This window comes from Stenotrophomonas sp. Marseille-Q4652, assembly GCF_916618915.1.
GTDB lineage: Bacteria > Pseudomonadota > Gammaproteobacteria > Xanthomonadales > Xanthomonadaceae > Stenotrophomonas.
Genome location: NZ_CAKAKE010000001.1, coordinates 2,422,060 through 2,441,468, shown reverse-complemented (window position 1 = coordinate 2,441,468; position 19,409 = coordinate 2,422,060). Strand labels below are relative to the sequence as shown.

The window sequence follows — 19,409 nt, the reverse complement described above, 5'->3', positions numbered from 1 at the left end:
CGCCACGCACAGGAGCCGTGTCTTGAGTCGCTATCTACCCCACTGGCTGACCCCGGCACCGGATTCGGTGGTGGCCGACAACATCAAGCTCGGCAAGTGGGCGTGGCTGGACGCGGTGCACCTGCTGTGGACGGTGTGGATCTTCATCACCCCGCTGTTCGAAGACGGCTACACCCTGCGCTGGCTGTACTACACCGCGTGGTCGTACCCGCTGTTCCTGCTGCTGTACGCAATGACCCTGGTGTCGTCGCGGCGCGTTGCCCGGCTGTACGCGCTGGGCATGATCGTGCTGGCGGTCGTCCTGCTGCGTGTGTATCCCTCGGGCCTGACCTACTTCATCTTCGGCTGCGTGATGTTGCGCACCAACCGCGCCACCTCCACGCTGCGTTACCTGCTGGAACTGCTCGCGCTCAACGCGGTGTTCGCGGTGCTGGCAATGTGGATCGGCTATCCGTGGCAGGTGATCGCCTGGGTGCCGGTGATCTCGATCATCATCGGCCTGATCGTCAACGTCGAACGCTCCAGCAGCGAGAAGGACGCCGCGCTGCGGCTGTCGCACGAGGAAGTGCGCCGGCTCGCCGCCACCGCCGAACGCGAGCGCATCGGCCGCGACCTGCACGACCTGCTCGGCCACACCCTGTCGCTGATCACCCTGAAGATGGAGCTGTCGCGCAAGCTGCATGGCCGAGACGACGAGCGCTCGCAGCGCGAGCTGGCCGAAGCCGAACAGGTCGCGCGTGACGCCCTGGCCCAGGTGCGCAGCGCGGTCACCGGTTTCCGCGCCGTCGACCTTGCCGCCGAACTCGCCTCGGCCCACCTGTTGCTGGAATCGTCCTCGGTGCACATGCGCTACGACCCGCCGCCGCCGGTGCCGGCGTGGATCGAGCATGGCCTGGCGATGGTGCTGCGCGAGGCGGCGACCAACATCGCCCGCCACGCCCAGGCCAATGAGGCCACCTTCAGCCTGCGCGTCGATGCCAGGGAGGTGCTGCTGGAAGTGGTCGACGACGGCCGCGGCGGTGCCTCGGTACACGGCAACGGGCTGTCGGGCATGCGCGAGCGGGTGGCCGCGCTCGGCGGCACGCTGGCAATTGAATCACCCCGCGGGCAGGGCACGCGCGTGACCGTGCGCGTGCCGATCAGCCAGCCGCAGGCCGCGCCGGACACGCCCGGGTCTACGCCCTCGGCCGACCTGCCGGCGCACGGAGCGGCCGCATGATCCGGATCCTGCTGGCCGAGGACCAGGCGATGGTGCGCGGCGCGCTGTCGGCCCTGCTCAACCTGGAAGCCGACCTGGACGTGGTGGGCACCGCCGCCGATGGCGAGGCCGCCTGGCGCGAGCTGCAGCGGCTCAAACCCGACCTGCTGGTCACCGACATCGAGATGCCCGGCCTGACCGGGCTGGAGCTGGCCCAGCGCGTGCAGCGCCACGGCCTGCCGGTGAAGGTGGTGATCGTGACCACGTTCGCGCGCAGCGGCTTCCTGCGCCGTGCACTGGATGCGGGCGTGTCCGGTTACCTGCTCAAGGACGCTCCGGCCGAGAAGCTGGCCGAAGCACTGCGCCAGGTGATGAACGGCGGCCGTGCGATCGACCCGCAACTGGCGCTGGAAGCGTGGTCGGAAGCCGATCCGCTCAACGACCGCGAGCGCCGCGTGCTGCGCCTGGCCGGCGACGGCCGCTCGGCCAACGAGATCGCCGAGCAGCTCGGCCTGTCGCACGGCACCGTGCGCAACTACCTGTCCGAGTGCATCGGCAAGCTGGGCGCGGCCAACCGCATCGAGGCCTACCGCATCGCGCGGCAGAAGGGCTGGCTGTAGCGCCTCTGGAACGATTCGTGGTGGCCGTGGTGTTTCCCCGCCACCGCCGCCCACGCAGACTGTGCGCAACCCCCTTCCCTGGAGTTGCCCATGCTCACCCTGCGCCCGGCCGGTGAACGCGGCCATGCCAACCACGGCTGGCTCGATTCCTGGCACAGCTTTTCCTTCGCCGGTTACCAGGACCCGGCCCACGTGCACTTCGGCCCGCTGCGGGTGATCAACGAGGACCGCGTGGCCGCCGGTGGCGGCTTTGATCCGCATCCGCACCGCGACATGGAGATCATCAGCTACGTCATCAACGGCGCGCTGGCCCACCGCGATTCGCTCGGCAACCAGGGCACCATCCGCCCCGGCGAAGTGCAGCGCATGAGCGCCGGCACCGGCGTGGTGCATTCGGAATTCAACGCCCACGCCGGCACCACCCACTTCCTGCAGATCTGGATCTTCCCGCAGCAGCAGGGCATCGCCCCGTCGTACGAGCAGAAGGCCTTTGCCGAAGCCGACAAGCGCGGCCGCCTGCGCGTGGTGGCCAGTGCCGATGGCCGCGATGGCTCGGTCACCATCCACCAGGACGCCACGCTGTATGCCGGCCTGTTCGATGGCGCGGAATCGGCCGTGCTGCCGCTGGCGCCGGGGCGGCTGGCCTATGTGCACGTGGTGCAGGGCAGGCTCGAGGTCAACGGCAAGTCACTGCAGGCCGGCGATGCGCTCAAGCTCGAAGGCGAATCCCAGGTGTTGCTGGACAAGGGCGAGACGGCCGAAGTGCTGGTGTTCGACCTGCCGCCGCTGGGCTGATCAGCCCCTGCCGCAGTGCGGCGGGCGAGGGCCGCAACGCCGCCCTAGACTGGCGCTCCTTTCAACCGGGAGCGCAGCGATGAACCTTGCCAGGGTGCCCACGATGTTCTGGGTGGTGGCCATTGCCGGCCTGCTGTGGAACCTGTTCGGCCTGATGATGTTCTGGCAGAACCTGATGATGACGCCCGAGGCGATTGCCGCGCTGCCCGATGCACAGCGCCAGATCAGTCAGGCCAATCCGCGCTGGACGCTGGTGCCGTTCGCCATCGCCACCGGTGGCGGCGTGGTCGGGATGCTGCTCGTGCTGCTCCGCCGCCGAGCCGCGGTGCTGGTGCTGTTGCTGTCGCTGATTGCCCTGGTGGCGCAGTTCAGCGCGATCTACCTCGTCACCCCGGTGTGGGCGCTGACCGGTGTGTCCGGCGCGATCTTCCCGCTGGTGCTGTGGATCATCGCCGCCGCGTTGTGGCTGTACGCCCGCCATGCCGCACGCCGGGGCTGGCTGCGCTAGCCCCGCTCACCCACGCAGGCACAAAAAAAACGAGCGGATCACTCCGCTCGTTTTTTTGTTTTCACTGTGGCGGCTGGCTCAGGCGTAGCGCGCCTTGAGCATCGCCCAGGCGCTGCGCAGCGCCAGTGCCTCGCCACCAGCCGGGCGGCCCGGGCGGTCGGCGTCGTTCCAGGCGTACACGTCCAGGTGCGCCCAGCGCTGGCCTTCGGGGATGAAGCGCTCCAGGTACAGCGCGGCGGTGACCGCGCCGGCCATGCGTGAGCCGGCGTTGGCCATGTCGGCCACGCCGCTGCGCAGGTAGCGCAGGTACGGGCGGTGCAGCGGCATGCGCCACACCGGGTCGCGGGTCTCCAGGCCGGCCTGGATCCACTGATTGGCCAGGGTGTCGTCGTTGGCGAACAGCGCCGGCAGGTCCGGGCCCAGCGCGATGCGCGCCGCGCCGGTCAGGGTGGCGAAGTCGATGATCGCCTCGGGCTGGTCCTCGGCCGCGTAGGCCAGCGCGTCGCACAGGATCAGCCGGCCCTCGGCGTCGGTGTTGTCGATCTCCACGCTGATGCCCTTGCGGGTCACCACCACCTCGCCCGGGCGCATTGCGTCCGGACCGATCGCGTTCTCGACCGCGGCCACCAGCAGGGTCAGCTGCACCGGCAACTGCCGCGCCATCACCAGCGAGGCCAGGGCGATGGCGTGGGCGGCGCCACCCATGTCCTTCTTCATGTTGCGCATGCCGTCGGCCGGCTTCAGGTCCAGGCCGCCGGTGTCAAAGCACACGCCCTTGCCGACCAGGGCCAGCCTGGGTGCGCCGGGCTTGCCCCAGCGCAGTTCGACCAGGCGCGGTGCACGGTGCGAGGCGCGGCCCACGGCGTGGATGGTCGGGAAGTTGTTGGCCAGCAGCTCCTCGCCGACGAACACCTGCACGCTGCCGCCATGCTGGCTGGCCAGCGCGCGCACGGCGTCCTCCAGCTGCTGCGGGCCCATGTCCTCGGTCGGGGTGTGCACCAGGTCGCGCACCTGGCAGCAGGCGGCGATCAGGTCGGCGACCTCGGCCGACGGCGTGGCCACCAGCTGGGCCGGCTGCCGCGCCGGCTTGCGGTAGCGGTCGAAGCGGTAGCTGCCCAGGCCCCAGCCCAGCGCCAGCAGGTCGGCGTCGGTGTTGTCGCCGGCCAGCTGCCAGGCGCTGCCCTCGGGCAGGGCGAACGGCGCGTGCGCGTAGCTGTAGGCATCGCCGCGGTCGCCCACGCCCAGCACCGCACCGGCGATGCCGTCATTGCCCGGCAGCAGGGCCACGCTGCCGGCGGCGGCCTTGAAGCCCTGCGCCTGGAGCCAGGCGCTGACCGCGGCCGGCTGGGCGGCGGCCCAGGCGCCAAACTGTTCGGAATCCAGCACGTACAAGGGCAGGGCCTTGCTGCTGTCGGTGGTGAAGCCATTGGGGAGCGACATGGGAGTTCCTTGGTTTGGGACCGGCGGCGATCAGCGGGCGGGCGCGGATGCGTGCGCATCCAGCCAATCGGCCAGTCCGGTCAGGGTGTCGAATTGCAGGTCGGGACGCAGGCTGTCGTGCTGCCACGCCTGCGCCTCGCGGTTGATCCAGCAGCTGCGCAGCCCGGCATGCATCGCACCGAGCACGTCCATCTCGATGTGGTCGCCCACGTGCAGCACATGGGCCGGCTCGACTGCCAGCCGCTGGCAGGCGGCGTGGAAGATGCTGGCCGCCGGCTTGGCCGCGCCGTGTTCGCGTGCGCCCAGCTGGAAGGCGAAATGGTGGTCGATGCCGATCCGCCACAGGTCGGCGTTGCCGTTGCTCAGCGCCGCCACCGGCACCCGCGCGGCAATGCGCGCCAGTGCCTGCTCCGCATCCGGGTAGAACTCCACCTGGTTGCGGGCCGCGTAGAACGCCTCGTAGGCCGGCTCCAGCAGGGCCATGTCCGCGCCGCTGGCCTCCAGCGCCTCGCGCAGGGTCAGCCGGCGCAACGCGCTCAGGTCATGGTGCAGCTGCGGGTTGTCGCGGAACGAGCGCTCGCGCAGTTCGCGCATCTTCTCCACCGGGTACATCGCCGCGGTGGCCGGGCTGTGCTCGAGCAGCCAGTCGTGCAGTACCTGGTCGATGCGCGCACCGATGGGCGCGAACGGCCACAGGGTGTCGTCCAGATCGAGGGTGATGGCGAGGACTTGGAAAGTCACCGCGCCATTTTACGGCACCGCCGGGTGCCGTCCGCGCAATGCAGCGTCCGGCCGGCGTCACTCAAGAAGTCGCGCCCAGCCGTGCATGCCGTCCAGGCGGCTGAGCACCAGCTTGACGCAGACCAGCAGCGGCACCGCCAGCAGCAGGCCGATGATTCCCCACAGCCAGCCGAACAGCAGCAGCGCCAGCACCAGTACCAGCGGCGAGATCGCCATGCTCCGGCCCAGCACGATCGGGGTGATGATCTGCCCCTCCAGCGTGTGCAGGCCCAGGTAGAGCGCCGCCGGCAGGATCGCGTCCAGCGGGTCGGGGAAGCGCACGAACCCCATCAGCAGCATCAGCGTGATGCCGATCAACGGACCCACGTACGGGGCGAAGTTCAGCACCGCGGCCACCGTGCCCCACAGCGCCGCTTCGGGCAGCGGCACGCCCAGTGCCACGAGGATGCCGGCGAAGGCCGCGCCGACCAGGGTGTTGATCACGCTGATGGTCAGCACGTAGCGCGACACCTCGCGCTCGATCGAGCGCAGGATGTCTGTGGTGAAGCGTTGCTGGTGGCGCGTGGGCAGCAGCGAGATCGCATGCCGCTGCAGGGTCTGCCCGTAGATCATGAAGAACAGCGTCAGCAGCACCACCGCCAGCACCGAGGCGGCCAGCTTGGGCGCGCTGGCCAGCAGCTTGAACGGGCTGTCGGACTGGGTGCGGACCACCTGCACCTTCTGGTTGGCATTGCCGCCGGCGGCGCGGGCAAAGCTCTCGGCGGCCTGGTTGGCCTGCTGCACCGGCTTGGTCAGGTTCTGCAGCTCGCGGCCGATCTTGCGCAACTGCTGCGGCGCTTCCTGCGCCCACACCATGGCCGGACGCACCAGCTGTACCGCCAGCACGCCGGTCACGCCCAGGCCCAGGCCCAGCACCATCAGTGCGCCGAGGAAGCGCGGGATCCACAGCTTCTGCAGCAGCCGAAGGATCGGGTTGCCGACCAGGGCGAAGAACATCGCCAGCAGCACCAGCAGGATCACCTCCTGCGCCGCCCACAGGGTGAAACCCACCGCCAGCGTGGCCAGCACCACCAGCGAGGTCGGACCACGCGGGCGCGGTACGGCCGCAGTGGGCTCGCCGTCGACGGCAACGGGTTCGGGGACGGTACTCATGGGGACGGCCTGCGGGTCGGACGGTGGGGGACGGAAACGGCCGTCCCCGCCTCAGTTTTCGGACAGTTCGGTGGCTGCTTCGGCCGGACGCGGCTGGGTATCAGCCGACGTCGCCGGACGTAGCGGCGTGGGAACCGCCGGTGTCGTTGCGGCGCTGGCGGTACCGGCAGTGGCGGCGGCCGCGGTGCCGGCCGCGTAGGCGGCCGGGCCGGTGGAGCCAGCGGCCTGGCTCGCTTCGGTGGCAGCCACGTCGGCGTTGTCGGCGGCACGGCCGGCTTCTTCGGACGCGGCGCTGGCCTGGGCGGCAGCAACCAGGTTGGACACCGTGCCGATCATCTGCAGCCAGCGTGCCCCGGTCAGGCTGCCGCGCAGGCTGGCAGTGAGCTTGGCGCTGGGTTCCATGCGGCCGGCAAGGAAGCCCCCGGCCAGGCCGGCAACGATGATCCGGCCCGGGGTCCAGCCCTCGCGCCATGCACGCTTGAACGAATCCACCTGCTGGCCGGTTTCCCCGGCGCGATCCTGCACCAGGGTCTCGGCACGCTCGACGCGGCGCCGCAATGCCTCGAAGTTCATGGCGCAGGCTCCTTGGCTACCGGTGCCACCCCGTCCTCGTCGTCATCGCCGTCCTCGTCGAACAGACCGAAGCGCGACAGCTGCCGGCGGGTGGCGTGCATGCCGGTGTAATCGAAATAGTGGGAAACACGCCACGCGGCGAAGGCGGTGATCACCAGGCTGCCCAGCGCGGTGAACAGCAGCGACTGGAACCAGGAAAACCCCGAGCGCTGCAGCAACGCGATGATGGTGCCGGCAATCAGGAACCAGGCCGAGGCGCCGAACACGATTGCCGCCCCGGCCCAGGCCAGGGCACGGCCAAAGGCACTGCGCGCCAGCGCGAAGTCGGCGGCAATAAGCCGCCGCATCGCCTTGGCGGTCAGCCTGGCCGAGGAGGCGGCCCCGCGTGCGGAATCCCGCACCTCACGCAGGCTTTCCTCCAGCCCCGGCGAACCGGGGCGGGGCGCTTCTTCGCCGGGCGTGGCCGGCGTTGGCTGCGGCTGCTCGCTCACCGCTTAGTTGTCGCTGCTGCGGCCGAGTTTGGCAATGATCCAGCCGGCGGCGAAGGCCACGCCGAACGAGGCCAGCGGACGCTCGCGGATCAGCTCGGCGGCGCTTTCGATCAGGTCCTTGCCCTTGTCCATCAGCGCATCGACCTGTTCCTTGGCGGCCACGCCACCCATCTCGGCGGCGGCCATGCCCGACAGCGCGGTGTCGGACAGCTCGGCCTTCAGGTTGGCCGTGCCCAGGCGCAGTTCCTCGCCGGCAGCACCGGCGGCGCCCTTGACCGCCTCGCCGGCGGCGCTGGCAGCGGCCTTCAGGTGGGTCCCGGCTTCGCCCAGGCGTTCCTTCATGCTTTCAGTGTTGGTCGGGGTCATTGCACTCTCCTTTTTCAGGTGCCGCGGCGGGCAGGGAAGAATCACGGCCAACAGGGATAGCACCGCACCGGTGCAGGTCGCGTCATGGCGAAGGGATCATCGCATCACCAGCTCGCCACGCACGTTGCCGCGGCGGATGCGGACGACCAGCTGCGCCGGGCGCTGCTCGAAGCTCGCGCGCCAGCTGGCCAGGTCGACGAACTCGCCGCTGGTGGCGGCCTGGATGATGTCGCCGGCCGCCAGGCCCGAGCTCGCCGCCCGGCTGTTGCGCGCCACCTCGCTGACCAGCACGCCGGTCAGCCCGCTCTGGCGCAGTGACTCGGGCAGGTCGGCGAAGGTCGCACCGGACAGGCGCGGGTCCAGCGTGTCGCCGACCACCGCGCGCGGCTGTTCCTTCAGCGCGGCCTTGAGCTGCAGCGACTTGCCGTCACGGCGCACGTCCAGGGTCAGCACGCTGCCCACCGGCTGCAGGCCCTCGTAGTTGTGCAGCGCCTGCGCACTGTCCACGCGCTGGCCGTTGACCGCCACGATCACGTCGCCCGGTTTCAGCCCGGCCGCCGCGCCGCCGGAACCGGCATGCACGCGGGTGACCAGCGCGCCGCGGGTCGAATCGGCCAGTCCCAGGCCCTGGGCGATGGCCGCGGTCAGGTTCTGGGTTTCCACGCCCATCGTGCCGCGCACCACCACGCCGTTCTTGATCAGCTGCTCGACCACGTCGCGCGCCAGGTTGGACGGGATCGCCAGGCCCAGGCCGATGTTGCCGGCCATCGAGCCCTGCGGGTTGAAGCTGGCGGTGTTGATGCCGACCAGCTGCCCGGCCAGGTTCACCAGCGCGCCACCGGAGTTGCCCGGGTTGATCGAGGCATCGGTCTGGATGAAGTTCTGGTAGCCCAGGCCGCGGATGCCGCTGCGGCCCACCGCCGAGACGATGCCGCTGGTCACCGTCTGGCTGAAGCCGAACGGGTTGCCGATGGCGACCACGAAGTCACCGACCCGCAGCTGGTCGCTGTCGCCCAGCCGGATCTCGGTCAGGCCCTGGGCCGGGATGCGGATCAGCGCCACGTCGGTATCGGCGTCCGAGCCGATGAACTCGGCCTTGACCGTTCGCCCGTCGGCCAGGGTCACCTGCACGTCGTCGGCGTTCTCGATCACGTGGTGGTTGGTCAGCACGTAGCCCTGGCGCGCATCGATGATCACGCCCGAACCCAGCGACTCGTTGATCCGCTCCTGCGGCACCTGCGGGAACAGGCGGCGGAAGAACGGGTCGTCGAAGAACGGGTTGCGCACCCGCACCACCTGCTTGGTATTGACGCTGACCACCGCCGGCAGGGTTTTCTCCAGCATCGGCGCCAGCGAGGGCAGCGGCTGGCCGGCCACGCTGGCCGGCAGCGAGGTGGTGGCGGGCAGTGCCGCGGACGGGGTGGCGGCCCGGGCGCGGTTGTCCAGGTGTTCGTTGATCGCGGTGGCGGTGAAACCACCGAAGGCAGCGGCCAGGGCGAGGGTCAGCAGGGTCGGGAACGGTCGCATGGGGCTGTAGGGGTCCAGGGCAGGGGGCCGCCGGAGGCGGCCACGGGGACGAAGATGCTGAACGGGAGTTTGGCCACAGCCGGCTAAATCGACAATGAAAATCGGCCATCGCCCGCAATCGCAGGAACCGTGCGGGGTTCACAGATTGCAAGCCCCCCGACGCACAATTTTCCGTTTGACATCACCCTTGGGCTGGGTAAGCTTGGGTCCGCCATCAGCCACTAGATGTTGGGTTGATGCGTAGAGCGTCCCCAAGAAGTAGGGTTGAACCCCGGGGTGCCAGCACCCCCCGTTCGGAAGGCGTGCAATGACGAATCAAGCGATGCAGACCACCGGCGCAGGCCGGCCGCCTGCCGGTTTTTTACCGGCGGCGCCTGCCATGCGTTGATCGCCCGTCGTTGCTGCTTCCAGCCCGTCGGGGACCACGTTAACCCGCACCGCAAGGTGCCCAAGGAGAATTCCACAATCATGAGCACGGTGCGTCTGGAAGTGGTCAGCAATCCCAACCGATCGGATCTCGTTCCCCTGCAGCCGGCCTCGCTGGACATCTGGGACAAGAAGTACCGTCTCAAGACCAAGCAGGGCGAGGCGCTGGACGCCGACATCGACGCCACCTACCAGCGCGTGGCCCGCGCCCTGGCCGATGCCGAGGCGACCGACGAGCTGCGTGCCCACTGGTACGAGCGCTTCGTGTGGGCGCTGCGCCGCGGGGCGATCCCGGCCGGCCGCATCACCTCCAACGCCGGTGCCCAGAAACACAAGCCGGCCACCAGCACCATCAACTGCACCGTCTCCGGCACCATCGGCGACTCGATGGACGGCATCCTGGAGAAGGTCCACGAAGCGGGCCTGACCCTGAAGGCCGGCTGCGGCATCGGCTATGAGTTCTCCACGCTGCGTCCGCGCGGAGCGTTCGTCGCCGGCGCCGGCGCCTACACCTCCGGCCCGATGTCCTTCATGGATATCTACGACAAGATGTGCTTCACCGTGTCCTCGGCCGGTGGCCGTCGCGGCGCGCAGATGGGCACCTTCGACGTCTCCCACCCGGACGTGCGCGACTTCATCCGCGCCAAGCGCGAGGACGGCCGCCTGCGCCAGTTCAACCTCTCGCTGCTGATCACCGACGGCTTCATGCAGGCCGTGGAGAACGATGCCGAGTGGCCGCTGGTGTTCCCGGTCAACCGCAAGGAAGAAGGCGACATCGACGTCGCCGACGCCAGCAAGGTGGTGTGGCGCGACTGGCCGACGCACGAGGGTTACATCGTGCGCGACGACGGCCTGGTGGCCTGCAAGATTTACGGGCACATCAAGGCGCGTCACCTGTGGGACATGATCATGGTGTCCACCTATGACTACGCCGAGCCGGGCTTCATCCTGATCGACCGCGTCAACGAGATGAACAACAACTGGTGGTGCGAGACCATCCGCGCCACCAACCCGTGCGGCGAGCAGCCGCTGCCGCCGTACGGCGCCTGCCTGCTGGGCTCGGTCAACCTGACCAAGTTCGTGCGCGACCCGTTCACCGACAAGGCCTCCTTCGACTGGGACGAGTACAAGGAAGTCGTGCGCGTGTTCACCCGCATGCTCGACAACGTGGTCGAGGTCAACGGCCTGCCGCTGGAGCAGCAGCGCAACGAGATCATGCGCAAGCGCCGCCACGGCATGGGCTTCCTGGGCCTGGGCTCGACCCTGACCATGCTCAAGATGAAGTACGGCTCCAAGGAATCGTGCGAGTTCACCGAAGCCATCGCCCGCGACATGGCGATTGCCGGCTGGGAAACCGGCCTGGCCCTGGCCAAGGAAAAGGGCGCCGCGCCGATCATGGACGAGGCCTTCGAGGTCACCGCCGAGATGCTGCGCAAGCGCCCGGAGATGAAGAAGGACGGCTGGAAGGTCGGCCAGAAGATCGAAGGCAAGGTGCTGCACGCAAAGTACAGCCGCTACATGCAGCGCGTGGCCAGCGTGGCCCCGGAGCTGGTGGATGAACTGGCCGCCGTCGGTTCGCGTTTCACCCACCACAGCTCCATCGCCCCGACCGGCACCATCTCGCTGTCGCTGGCCAACAACGCCTCCAACGGCATCGAGCCGTCGTTCGCGCACCACTACAGCCGCAACGTGATCCGCGAAGGCAAGAAGTCCAAGGAGAAGGTGGACGTGTTCTCCTTCGAGCTGCTGGCCTACCGCCACCTGGTCAACGCCAAGGCGATGCCGTTTGCCGAGGACCCGGCCGCGCAGCTGCCGGACTACTTCATCAGCGCCGACGACATCTCGCCCAAGGAACACGTGGACGTGCAGGCCGCCGCGCAGAAGTGGGTGGACAGCTCGATCTCCAAGACCGCCAACGTCCCCACCGACTATCCGTACGAAGACTTCAAGGACATCTACCGTTACGCCCACCAGCAGGGCCTGAAGGGGTGCACCACGTTCCGCTTCAACCCGGCTGCCTTCCAGGGCGTGCTGGTCAAGGAAGCGGACCTGGAGAACACCACCTACCGCTTCGAGCTGGAAGACGGCCAGACCATCGAGGTCAAGGGCAACGAGCAGATCGAATACGACGGCGAGCTGCACACCGCCGCCAACCTGTTCGATGCGCTCAAGGAAGGGTATTACGGCAAGTTCTGACGACTTTTGCTGATGGCTGCGCCGCGGGCAACCGCGGCCGCCGGCTCACCGGTTGGGGAATAACGCCCCTGCCGCATGTGGTTGGTTCCTCGCTTCACCGTGTCGATGCAGCATCACCCAACGTTACGGACTGATAGCCCCGGGAGGGCACTATGAGCAACGGGAATGGTGTGACGGCAACCGTCTCGCAGGTGGCCGGCAACTTGAAGGAGCAGGCGTTGCAGCTGGGCGACAGCGTGGCCACCACGGCCACGGGCACCGTCACCACCGTCCAGCAGCGCGCCCGTCGCGTGCAGGACGGGGCCAAGAAGCAGGTGGCCAAGGTCAGCAAGGCGGTCAAGACCGCCAGGGACACCGTGGCCAGCAAGACCGCCAGTGCGAAGAAGGCGGTGAGCAAGACCGTCGCCACCGCCCGCCAGAAGCTCGAGGCCGCCAAGGCCAATGCCCAGGCCGAAGCCGCTGCCCTCAAGGCCAAGGGCGTGGGCAAGCGTGCCGCCGCCACCAAGGCCGCCACGCCCGCCAAGGCGGCAACGAAGAAGGCGGCGCCGGCGCGTCCGGCCAAGGTCGCAAAGGTTGCCAAGGTGGCGAAAGTCGCCAAGGCCACCAGGGTGACCAAGGCGGCAGCCGGCTCCACCGAGACCAAGGCCACCAGCAGGACCAGCACCCAGGCCGCCCGCAAGACCGTGGCCAAAAAGGCGACCCCGGCGAAGAAGGCCGGCAAGCGCGCCACCCCATAACCGCGCCGCGCCCATCGGGCACGCAGCGCACTCCGTTACCAGCAACACGAACCACAGGTAAGCGTCATGGCCGTCAAGATCGAAAGCAAGATCACCGGATACAGCGTCCTCTCCAACGAGGACAAGGCGCGCGAAGCCGCCGCCGCCCCCGCAGCAACGGCCGCAGCGCCCGCACCCGTCGCCGAAGCTCCCAAGGACAACATCGTGCAGATGCACGAACGCATCGAGCGCCCGGAAGTGCTGATTGGAAGTACCTACAAGATCAAGTCGCCGCTGGTGGAGCACGCCTTCTACGTGACCATCAACGACATCGTCCTCAACGCCAACACCGAGCACGAGCTGCGTCGTCCGTTCGAGATCTTCATCAACTCCAAGTCGATGGAGCACTTCCAGTGGATCGTCGCGTTGACCCGCATCATGTCGGCCGTGTTCCGCAAGGGCGGCGACGTCACCTTCATCGTTGAGGAAATGAAGGCCGTGTTCGATCCGCGCGGTGGCTACTTCAAGGCCGGCGGCGTGTACATGCCGTCCCTGGTCGCCGAGCTGGGCTCCATCGTCGAGGAGCACATGAAGTCGATCGGCCTGCTGCACGACCCGGAAATGAGCGCGCACCAGAAGGCGCTGATCGCCGAAAAGCGCAAGCAGTACGAGGACCGCTCCAAGAAGAGGGACGCCCCGGCCGCTGCCGTCGAGAAGCGCGAGGAAGACGTCGAAGTTACCGGCGAGGGCACCAGCTTCCCGCCCAGCGCCACCATGTGCCACAAGTGCAGCACCAAGGCGCTGGTGGTGATGGATGGGTGTGCGACTTGCCTCAACTGCGGTTACAGCAAGTGCAACTAGCGGTTTGAAGTGTATACATAGATAGCTTCCAGAGTTATCTGTACTAGAACCCCAAGGCTTTGTTTCTTGGGGTTTTTTTGCTCTCGGGGCCTTCAATCAGCCAATCATGTTGGTGCTAGTAATTGCATATAAAGTGCGGTATAGTTGTGTTTACATGAGTAGCAAATTTGCAAGTACTTGATTTCATTTGGTTTAATGCCTTGCCAAACGCCGCTCGATCAGCAGAAAAAAGTAGCCGAATCGGCGATTCGAAGGCCCCCGTATCGCTGTTTCAGGTAAGCGTGGTCGTGGTTCCGGGCGCTGGCGTCAGGCACGTGCTATCCGAACGCGAGACGCATTTGCCAAAGCCGGCTGCGTCGCTCTACGAAGCGCACTTGGCGCTGAAGACGGATTCACACAACACCCGGGTCAAGGAGTTGGCCACTTTTGCTTCCCTGTATACCTGGGCTGGGGAAGCGAAGGTCGATCTAGATCGGGAGCTATTGACGGGTCAAGGCCTAACAGCGCCTCAGGTCCGGGCCTTCGCGGCATGGCTGCGTAAGCCACTCGAGCTTGCCAGCGGTGTGGTTCCACTCGGCAAGCGACAATCGATCAACGGCGTATTTCGCTCTGCCTCAGTCATCTGCCGTTGGTTCATCAAACAATTCGCCAGCCCGCCAAGCGGCAACCAGACACGGCGTGCCATCGAAATCGAAATGCTGCTGGCAGCCCAGAAGAGCGCTTGGAAAGACGTATTGATCAAGGTGCGTAAGCGCTCGGTTGCCCCCGACCTAACGGATCAGGAGATTGCAGCGATTGAACAGTTTCTGAAGCCAGAGAATCGCTCCAAGGACGTCGGCGAGTCGATCGCTTGGCGGGACTATCTGATGTGGCGAATGGCCATTGAGTTCGGCATGCGCAAGAGCGAGATTCTTGCCATGCGCCTGTCTGATTGCCCCACGCGGTCGGCGCCTTACTTCAAGATCGTGCGGATAGAAGAGCGGGGCGACAGATACGTCGATCCTCGATCCAATCCGCCTCGCCCAAAAACACTCTCTCGAGACCTAGGATTGCTGTTCGATCACACCGTCTTTCCGAAGGTGGTCGCTGACTACGTGTCGGCCTGCCGATACAGGACGGTCAAGATCAACGGTCGTCGACAGAAAAAATTCCTGCTGTCGCACGACTTCCTGATCATCGCTGCGAGCGGTGAGCCCCTGTCGCTACGAGCGGCCGATGACGTAGCCAGAGCGATCAAAAAGTGCACGGGCGTCGACTTCAATTGGCATCTGGCACGGCATGCCTTCTTCAATCGCGCCTATGAGGGTGTGACCAGCGAGGCCAACAAGGAGGTGCGAGAGGCCAAGATCGAGGACCTCGTGCACTGGGGCGGTTGGGAGAACCCCAGAAGCCTTGAGATTTACACGAAAAGAGCCAGGGCGCAGAGGGCGCGTCAGGCTTTGATGGTCTGGCAACAGGGAGGTAACCAGTGGACCGCACTGGCCTGACCGAGAACTTCGAGACCGGACTCTGGGAAAGTGCCGATGGCCGGCGCTTCGTGCGCTGCGAATTCAATCTGGATGAGCTGGTATGGATTGATGTAACCGGCTCTTCGTGGAGCGCTCCGTACGCTGGCACCGAGTACACGCTGGATTGGGCGAAGCTTGGGCTTTCGGACGCTGTCGCAGTTCATCTCCAGCGGGCGATTCAGGGGCGCCTGAAGAGTAGATCTCCCAGTTACCTTGGAACTGTCCACAATGACTTATCGAGTCTGCGCAAAGCGCTAGACGCAAACAATGTCAGCTTGCACAGTGGACTAACGGGGATCAGTGCCTCTATCTGGCTCGGTGTGTGGGGCCGCATGCATTCACACGCGCGATCTCTCTTCCGGAGCCTTTACACAGAACTTGCGGAAACTGGAGCGGCGGGGGCTGACCTCCACATCGCGATGCAAATGGTTTCCTGGAAGGCCAGGAACGACCTCCAGACCCTGCGCCGCGTCATGGAATGGGACGCGCAGGCGGGTGCCTTTACTTCCATGGAATGGGAGCTGATACGGGGAGGGCTCAATCGTGCCGACCCAGCAGAAGACGACGCCGATTGCGCGACGAGGATCTATGGGCGTGTGCTCAATGAGACTCTCAAACGGCCGATCCAAGTGTTGTCCATGAAGCACGATGCCCTCTGGGACGCCCCCTCAGGACGCGAGTTCTTTCTCCGTATCCCGAAGGCAAAGGGGCAGGTAGGTGAGAGGCCCGAATCATGGCAAATTACGAGCGAGCTGGCGGACGCCATCCTGGCGTACTCCCGGCGACCTGAGATTCACGCACTACAGCAGCGGTTTGATCGTTTGATCGTTATGCCGTCGTCCTGCGGCGAATCGTTGGAGTGGATGGAGCATGGGCAGGTTCCCGTCTGGCTCGCGAAGGCTCGCCTGCAAGCGTGGGCCAAGAGACAAGGCATCATCAGCCCGAGAACCAATAAGAAAGTGCATTTATCGCAGTATCGAATTCGTCACACAGGCGGGACCGCGATGGCGATTCAGGGTGTGCCGCGGGACGAGATTCAGGAGATCCTGGAGCACGACTCGCCCTACTCGGCGGATGCGTACATCCAGGCAGTGGGCTCAGACCTCATGCCCGCCTTGGAGCGGGCCACCGATCGAGGCGTCGGCCAAGTCTTCTCTGAACTGCATCACATCTACTTCTTCAAGGGCTCAATCGTCGACACGGTCGGGCGCCGGCCCATCCATATCCCAGTCGTCGTCGAGGGCGTCGCTCAGCCGGCCGTCGTGGGCTCTTGCGGGAAGAGCTGCGCCTGCAAGAAGCATCCCTTCTGGGCCTGCTACAACGGTTGTCCAATGTTTCTAGCGTGGCGACAAGGTCCACACGAGAAGTCGCTCGAGTTCGTTGAGTCCGAATTGAAGTGTTGGAGCGATGTGGAGGGCGGAAAGGAGCGGAGCAAGCTGGGTAAGGACTTCGACCGGGTTGGTGCGGCCATCCATGAGGTCATTGGCCAGATCAAGCAAGCGCAGGAAAACAGGAGCGAGTGATGCGTGCCTCTGAGCTTGCAACCTGGCTGGAAGAGCAAGGAGCCAACAGCGCATTACGGGACATCCTCGACGACATGCTCGGGCGACTTCCGGACGGGCTGAAGTTTCACGAGGATGATTGGAACGTCATTACGTGGATCACGAAGGTTGGCACCGCGACGGAGAGGAACGCTCGCTTCAGTAGGATCAAGCACGAGAACCTGAAGCGCCTATGCAAGCTGTGGGTGCTCTACGCCCGTCTGACCGGGTCACTCAACTCGAAGGCGGGCGCCGATCAGCGCATATTGGCATTTGAAGCGCTGTCGCAGGTGATCGGGGCGAGGGCGTTCAAGACCCTGAAGACCGATGACTTCCATGCGGCGGAGGATTGGTTGGCCAAGCACTATCAGTCTGCCTATCGCGTTGCCGGCCATCTTCAGCAAGCATCAGCCTGGTTGTCTCTTAACTTCAACCTCAGGTTGGACTACAACAACCGACTGTCGAACCCAACCGTCCATGGTCGCTACGGGTCCGACGAGGGGCGGGAAGGCAAGCTCGTTCCAAGCGAAATCATTCGTGACCTTTTTCAGTCGCAACACCGCGAGGACTTGATTGCGAAGGATCGGTTCTTCCTCTCGGTCCTGGTAATCACGGTCGGCGCAGGTTTCCGCGTGGGCGAGCTGGCGATGCTCCCGGCCCAGTGTCTGTTGAAGATCGACGGCAAGCTTCATCTGCTGCACCATCCCGAGAAGGGTGGAAAGGCCATCCCGCGTCCCATTCACCCGCTCCTGGCCGAGGCGGTCGAAGATGCCGTTGGCAGGCTTCTTGAGCAGACCAAGGAAGCGCGTGAGCTCGCAAAGCAGCTGCGCACCTGTCCCCAGCTCGACTGGTCCAGCATCCTGGCCGATCGCGAGGCGTTTCGGTATTTCACGGCGAAGTGGGCCCATGAATGGACCGCCAATCCCGATCACCTGATGATCAATCCGGCTGGAGCTTGGTACAACAAAGGCAACTGCTTCATCGATGCCATCGGCCTGTATGAAGCAGCCGGACGAAACAAGTCTCAGGCTGCCAAGAATCTCGGGGTGTGCCGACTAACGTTCTCCGATCTGCTCGATGTGCAGGAAGCTGCGCGCCGTGGTGAGCTGCCGCAAGTGCGCAACGGGAAATCTCGTGGTCAGGCACGCAGCAGCTGGGACACCGATCTGCGCGTGATCTCAATACTAAAGCTACAAGCACACTGCGGCACGATGTTGAAGCAATCAAAATGCGTTCTTGTCAGGGGTATTCTCGATGAGGCGCAGGCTCTGCAACTCCAGGGTAAGGTTTATCCAGCGCCGCCGATTGATGCACCCTTGGAGGCTCGCTTCCAGAGACAGGTACAACCTCTGCTAAGGGACAAGAAAGGCAACTCCGTGCTGTACCAGGACGAGGCCCTGCTGATCGTCAAAAAGTACGCCCTCTCCGAGCATCGAGGCACGAAGGAAGCGGATTTCACATCCCTCACAGACTCCCATATTAGTCGCTGGCTGTGCGGTGAGGCGCGCTCGGCGGGCACCGGAAATTCCGAGGACAGCGTCTTTAATCGCCTGCGCATCATGGACCCGCGTAGTGGTGAGGTCGCCAAGTTCACCACCCACGATATTCGGCACTGGCTCAACACGCTCTATCAGAACGGCGGCCTGACGGAAGACCAGATCGCCCTGATCTTCAACCGCAGGTATCAGAAGCAGAATGCCACCTACGACCAAACCAGCAGCAAGGTGCGGACGGAACGACTAAAACAGGCTGTCCGCGACAGGATCGCCGTCGGACAGGTCGCAGAGACCTACAGCCGGATCGCGGATTACTCGCGCGAAGACGCTGAGGACTACCTCCATGCCGTGCTCAGAATGGTCAACCCGATGCCACACGGTGTCTGCACCTTGGATTGGGCCACGACGCCCTGTCCACATCACCTGAGCTGCTTTAGCGGGGACGAAGAAGAGCCCTGTGAGCACCTCGTCATCGAGCCCTCGCACGACGCGACGGTTGAGGAACTGGAACGGATAAAGCGCGAGGCACAGTTGATCATCGCTGCCCTCGAATTGCAGGGCGTGGATGAGTCACCCACGATGGACCACTTCAAGCGAATTAGGCGAAACATCGCCATTACGCTTGAGGACGTACATGCGGTTCGCAGTAAGGAGAAGCCAGATGGCTAAGTCAAAGAAAGAGTCATCGCCTTCCAAGACGAGTCAGCAACTTCGCGGTGAGGCGCTTCGGGAGAGGATTGAGGCGGTGATCCGTGGGTTGGCCGCAAAGGCCCGGAAGGCTGGCGTGCAGTACGAATACAACGCCAGTGAGATTGCCAGAATGGTACCCACCACTCGCAAGTCCTTGGCAAAGCACGGGGAGTTAGTTGCCTTCATTCTCCTGGACCTTGATGCTCGCCGGCGCATGGCGACTGGCGAAGCCACGGCAGAGCATCTGCGCGATCAGGTCGCTTACCTCAAGGAGAAGATCGCAGGCCGCGACAAGATAATTGCTGCCCTTAGGGCGCACCACATCGACATCTACAAGCGATTTCACGAGCATTCGCTGGACGCCGAGTTGCTGATTCGACCGATTCTGCACAAGGAAAGCGAAGAGGCAGGTGGGTGCATCTTGTGTGGGGTCAAGGCGGACCCCTCAGCGAAGTCGAGGCACAAGAGCAATGTGATCCAACTGCAACAGCGCAAGTCGGTAGCTGCTTCCAAGTGAGTAGCAGAGTGCAAACACGAAGCTCAAAGCCCATGAGTAAGCGACCG

At 65.4% G+C, this 19,409-nt stretch carries 18 protein-coding genes; 11 read left to right on the top strand and 7 right to left on the bottom strand.

Going from position 1 to position 19,409, the window contains the following annotated elements; genetic code table 11:
- The first annotated feature begins 22 nt into the window (after nucleotides 1-22).
- The 4 genes from LG380_RS11615 (at nucleotide 23) to LG380_RS11600 (ending at nucleotide 3,121) form a co-directional block, all read left to right on the top strand.
- A complete protein-coding gene (locus LG380_RS11615; protein WP_225765294.1) occupies nucleotides 23-1,219 on the top strand; it encodes a sensor histidine kinase in 1,197 nt (398 codons plus the stop codon).
- Complete coding sequence (locus LG380_RS11610) at nucleotides 1,216-1,818, top strand: response regulator transcription factor (RefSeq protein ID WP_225765293.1); 603 nt, start codon at nucleotides 1,216-1,218, stop codon at nucleotides 1,816-1,818. The genes LG380_RS11615 and LG380_RS11610 overlap by 4 nt, the downstream gene beginning before the upstream one ends.
- Before the next feature lie 90 nt (nucleotides 1,819-1,908).
- Complete coding sequence (locus LG380_RS11605) at nucleotides 1,909-2,613, top strand: pirin family protein (protein ID WP_225765292.1); 705 nt, start codon at nucleotides 1,909-1,911, stop codon at nucleotides 2,611-2,613.
- Nucleotides 2,614-2,692: 79 nt separating this feature from the next.
- Nucleotides 2,693-3,121, top strand: coding sequence for a hypothetical protein (locus LG380_RS11600; RefSeq protein WP_225765291.1), 429 nt, complete (start codon nucleotides 2,693-2,695; stop codon nucleotides 3,119-3,121).
- Between the two features lie 78 nt (nucleotides 3,122-3,199).
- On the opposite strand, the gene LG380_RS11595 is transcribed toward LG380_RS11600, so the two are convergent.
- From LG380_RS11595 to LG380_RS11565, 7 genes are all read right to left on the bottom strand, one after another.
- On the bottom strand, nucleotides 3,200-4,561 hold the full coding sequence (locus LG380_RS11595) for a leucyl aminopeptidase family protein (RefSeq protein WP_225765290.1): 1,362 nt from the start codon (nucleotides 4,559-4,561) through the stop codon (nucleotides 3,200-3,202).
- Nucleotides 4,562-4,591: 30 nt separating this feature from the next.
- Nucleotides 4,592-5,302 (bottom strand): HAD-IA family hydrolase, encoded by a 711-nt coding sequence (locus LG380_RS11590; RefSeq protein ID WP_225765289.1) that lies wholly within the window; start codon nucleotides 5,300-5,302, stop codon nucleotides 4,592-4,594.
- 57 nt (nucleotides 5,303-5,359) lie between these two features.
- Nucleotides 5,360-6,454: an AI-2E family transporter gene (locus tag LG380_RS11585; RefSeq protein WP_225765287.1), complete on the bottom strand. Its 1,095-nt coding sequence runs from the start codon at nucleotides 6,452-6,454 to the stop codon at nucleotides 5,360-5,362.
- 51 nt (nucleotides 6,455-6,505) lie between these two features.
- Nucleotides 6,506-7,027, bottom strand: coding sequence for a protein sip-5 (locus tag LG380_RS11580; RefSeq protein ID WP_225765285.1), 522 nt, complete (start codon nucleotides 7,025-7,027; stop codon nucleotides 6,506-6,508).
- Nucleotides 7,024-7,518, bottom strand: a complete 495-nt coding sequence (locus tag LG380_RS11575) for a phage holin family protein (RefSeq protein WP_225765283.1) — start codon at nucleotides 7,516-7,518, stop codon at nucleotides 7,024-7,026. Before LG380_RS11575 ends, LG380_RS11580 begins: the two co-directional genes overlap by 4 nt.
- Before the next feature lie 3 nt (nucleotides 7,519-7,521).
- Nucleotides 7,522-7,884: a hypothetical protein gene (locus LG380_RS11570; RefSeq protein ID WP_225765281.1), complete on the bottom strand. Its 363-nt coding sequence runs from the start codon at nucleotides 7,882-7,884 to the stop codon at nucleotides 7,522-7,524.
- A gap of 96 nt (nucleotides 7,885-7,980) precedes the next feature.
- Nucleotides 7,981-9,411 (bottom strand): Do family serine endopeptidase, encoded by a 1,431-nt coding sequence (locus tag LG380_RS11565; RefSeq protein ID WP_225765279.1) that lies wholly within the window; start codon nucleotides 9,409-9,411, stop codon nucleotides 7,981-7,983.
- A 468-nt stretch (nucleotides 9,412-9,879) separates the two neighbouring features.
- On the opposite strand from LG380_RS11565, the gene LG380_RS11560 reads away from it, so the two are divergent.
- From LG380_RS11560 to LG380_RS11530, 7 genes are all read left to right on the top strand, one after another.
- Nucleotides 9,880-12,033 (top strand): adenosylcobalamin-dependent ribonucleoside-diphosphate reductase, encoded by a 2,154-nt coding sequence (locus tag LG380_RS11560; protein ID WP_225765277.1) that lies wholly within the window; start codon nucleotides 9,880-9,882, stop codon nucleotides 12,031-12,033.
- A gap of 152 nt (nucleotides 12,034-12,185) precedes the next feature.
- Complete coding sequence (locus LG380_RS11555; protein ID WP_225765275.1) at nucleotides 12,186-12,770, top strand: hypothetical protein; 585 nt, start codon at nucleotides 12,186-12,188, stop codon at nucleotides 12,768-12,770.
- Between the two features lie 66 nt (nucleotides 12,771-12,836).
- Complete coding sequence (locus LG380_RS11550) at nucleotides 12,837-13,610, top strand: NrdJb (RefSeq protein ID WP_225765274.1); 774 nt, start codon at nucleotides 12,837-12,839, stop codon at nucleotides 13,608-13,610.
- Between the two features lie 167 nt (nucleotides 13,611-13,777).
- The gene (locus LG380_RS11545; RefSeq protein WP_225765273.1) at nucleotides 13,778-15,097 is read left to right on the top strand and encodes a site-specific integrase; all 1,320 of its coding nucleotides are present in this window, start codon (nucleotides 13,778-13,780) and stop codon (nucleotides 15,095-15,097) included.
- Nucleotides 15,079-16,641: a hypothetical protein gene (locus tag LG380_RS11540; RefSeq protein ID WP_225765272.1), complete on the top strand. Its 1,563-nt coding sequence runs from the start codon at nucleotides 15,079-15,081 to the stop codon at nucleotides 16,639-16,641. The genes LG380_RS11545 and LG380_RS11540 overlap by 19 nt, the downstream gene beginning before the upstream one ends.
- Nucleotides 16,641-18,824 carry a hypothetical protein gene (locus LG380_RS11535; RefSeq protein WP_225765271.1) on the top strand — a complete coding sequence of 728 codons (2,184 nt, stop codon included), beginning with the start codon at nucleotides 16,641-16,643 and terminating at the stop codon, nucleotides 18,822-18,824. The genes LG380_RS11540 and LG380_RS11535 overlap by 1 nt, the downstream gene beginning before the upstream one ends.
- A complete protein-coding gene (locus tag LG380_RS11530; RefSeq protein ID WP_225765270.1) occupies nucleotides 18,817-19,362 on the top strand; it encodes a hypothetical protein in 546 nt (181 codons plus the stop codon). The genes LG380_RS11535 and LG380_RS11530 overlap by 8 nt, the downstream gene beginning before the upstream one ends.
- The last annotated feature ends 47 nt before the right edge of the window (nucleotides 19,363-19,409 follow it).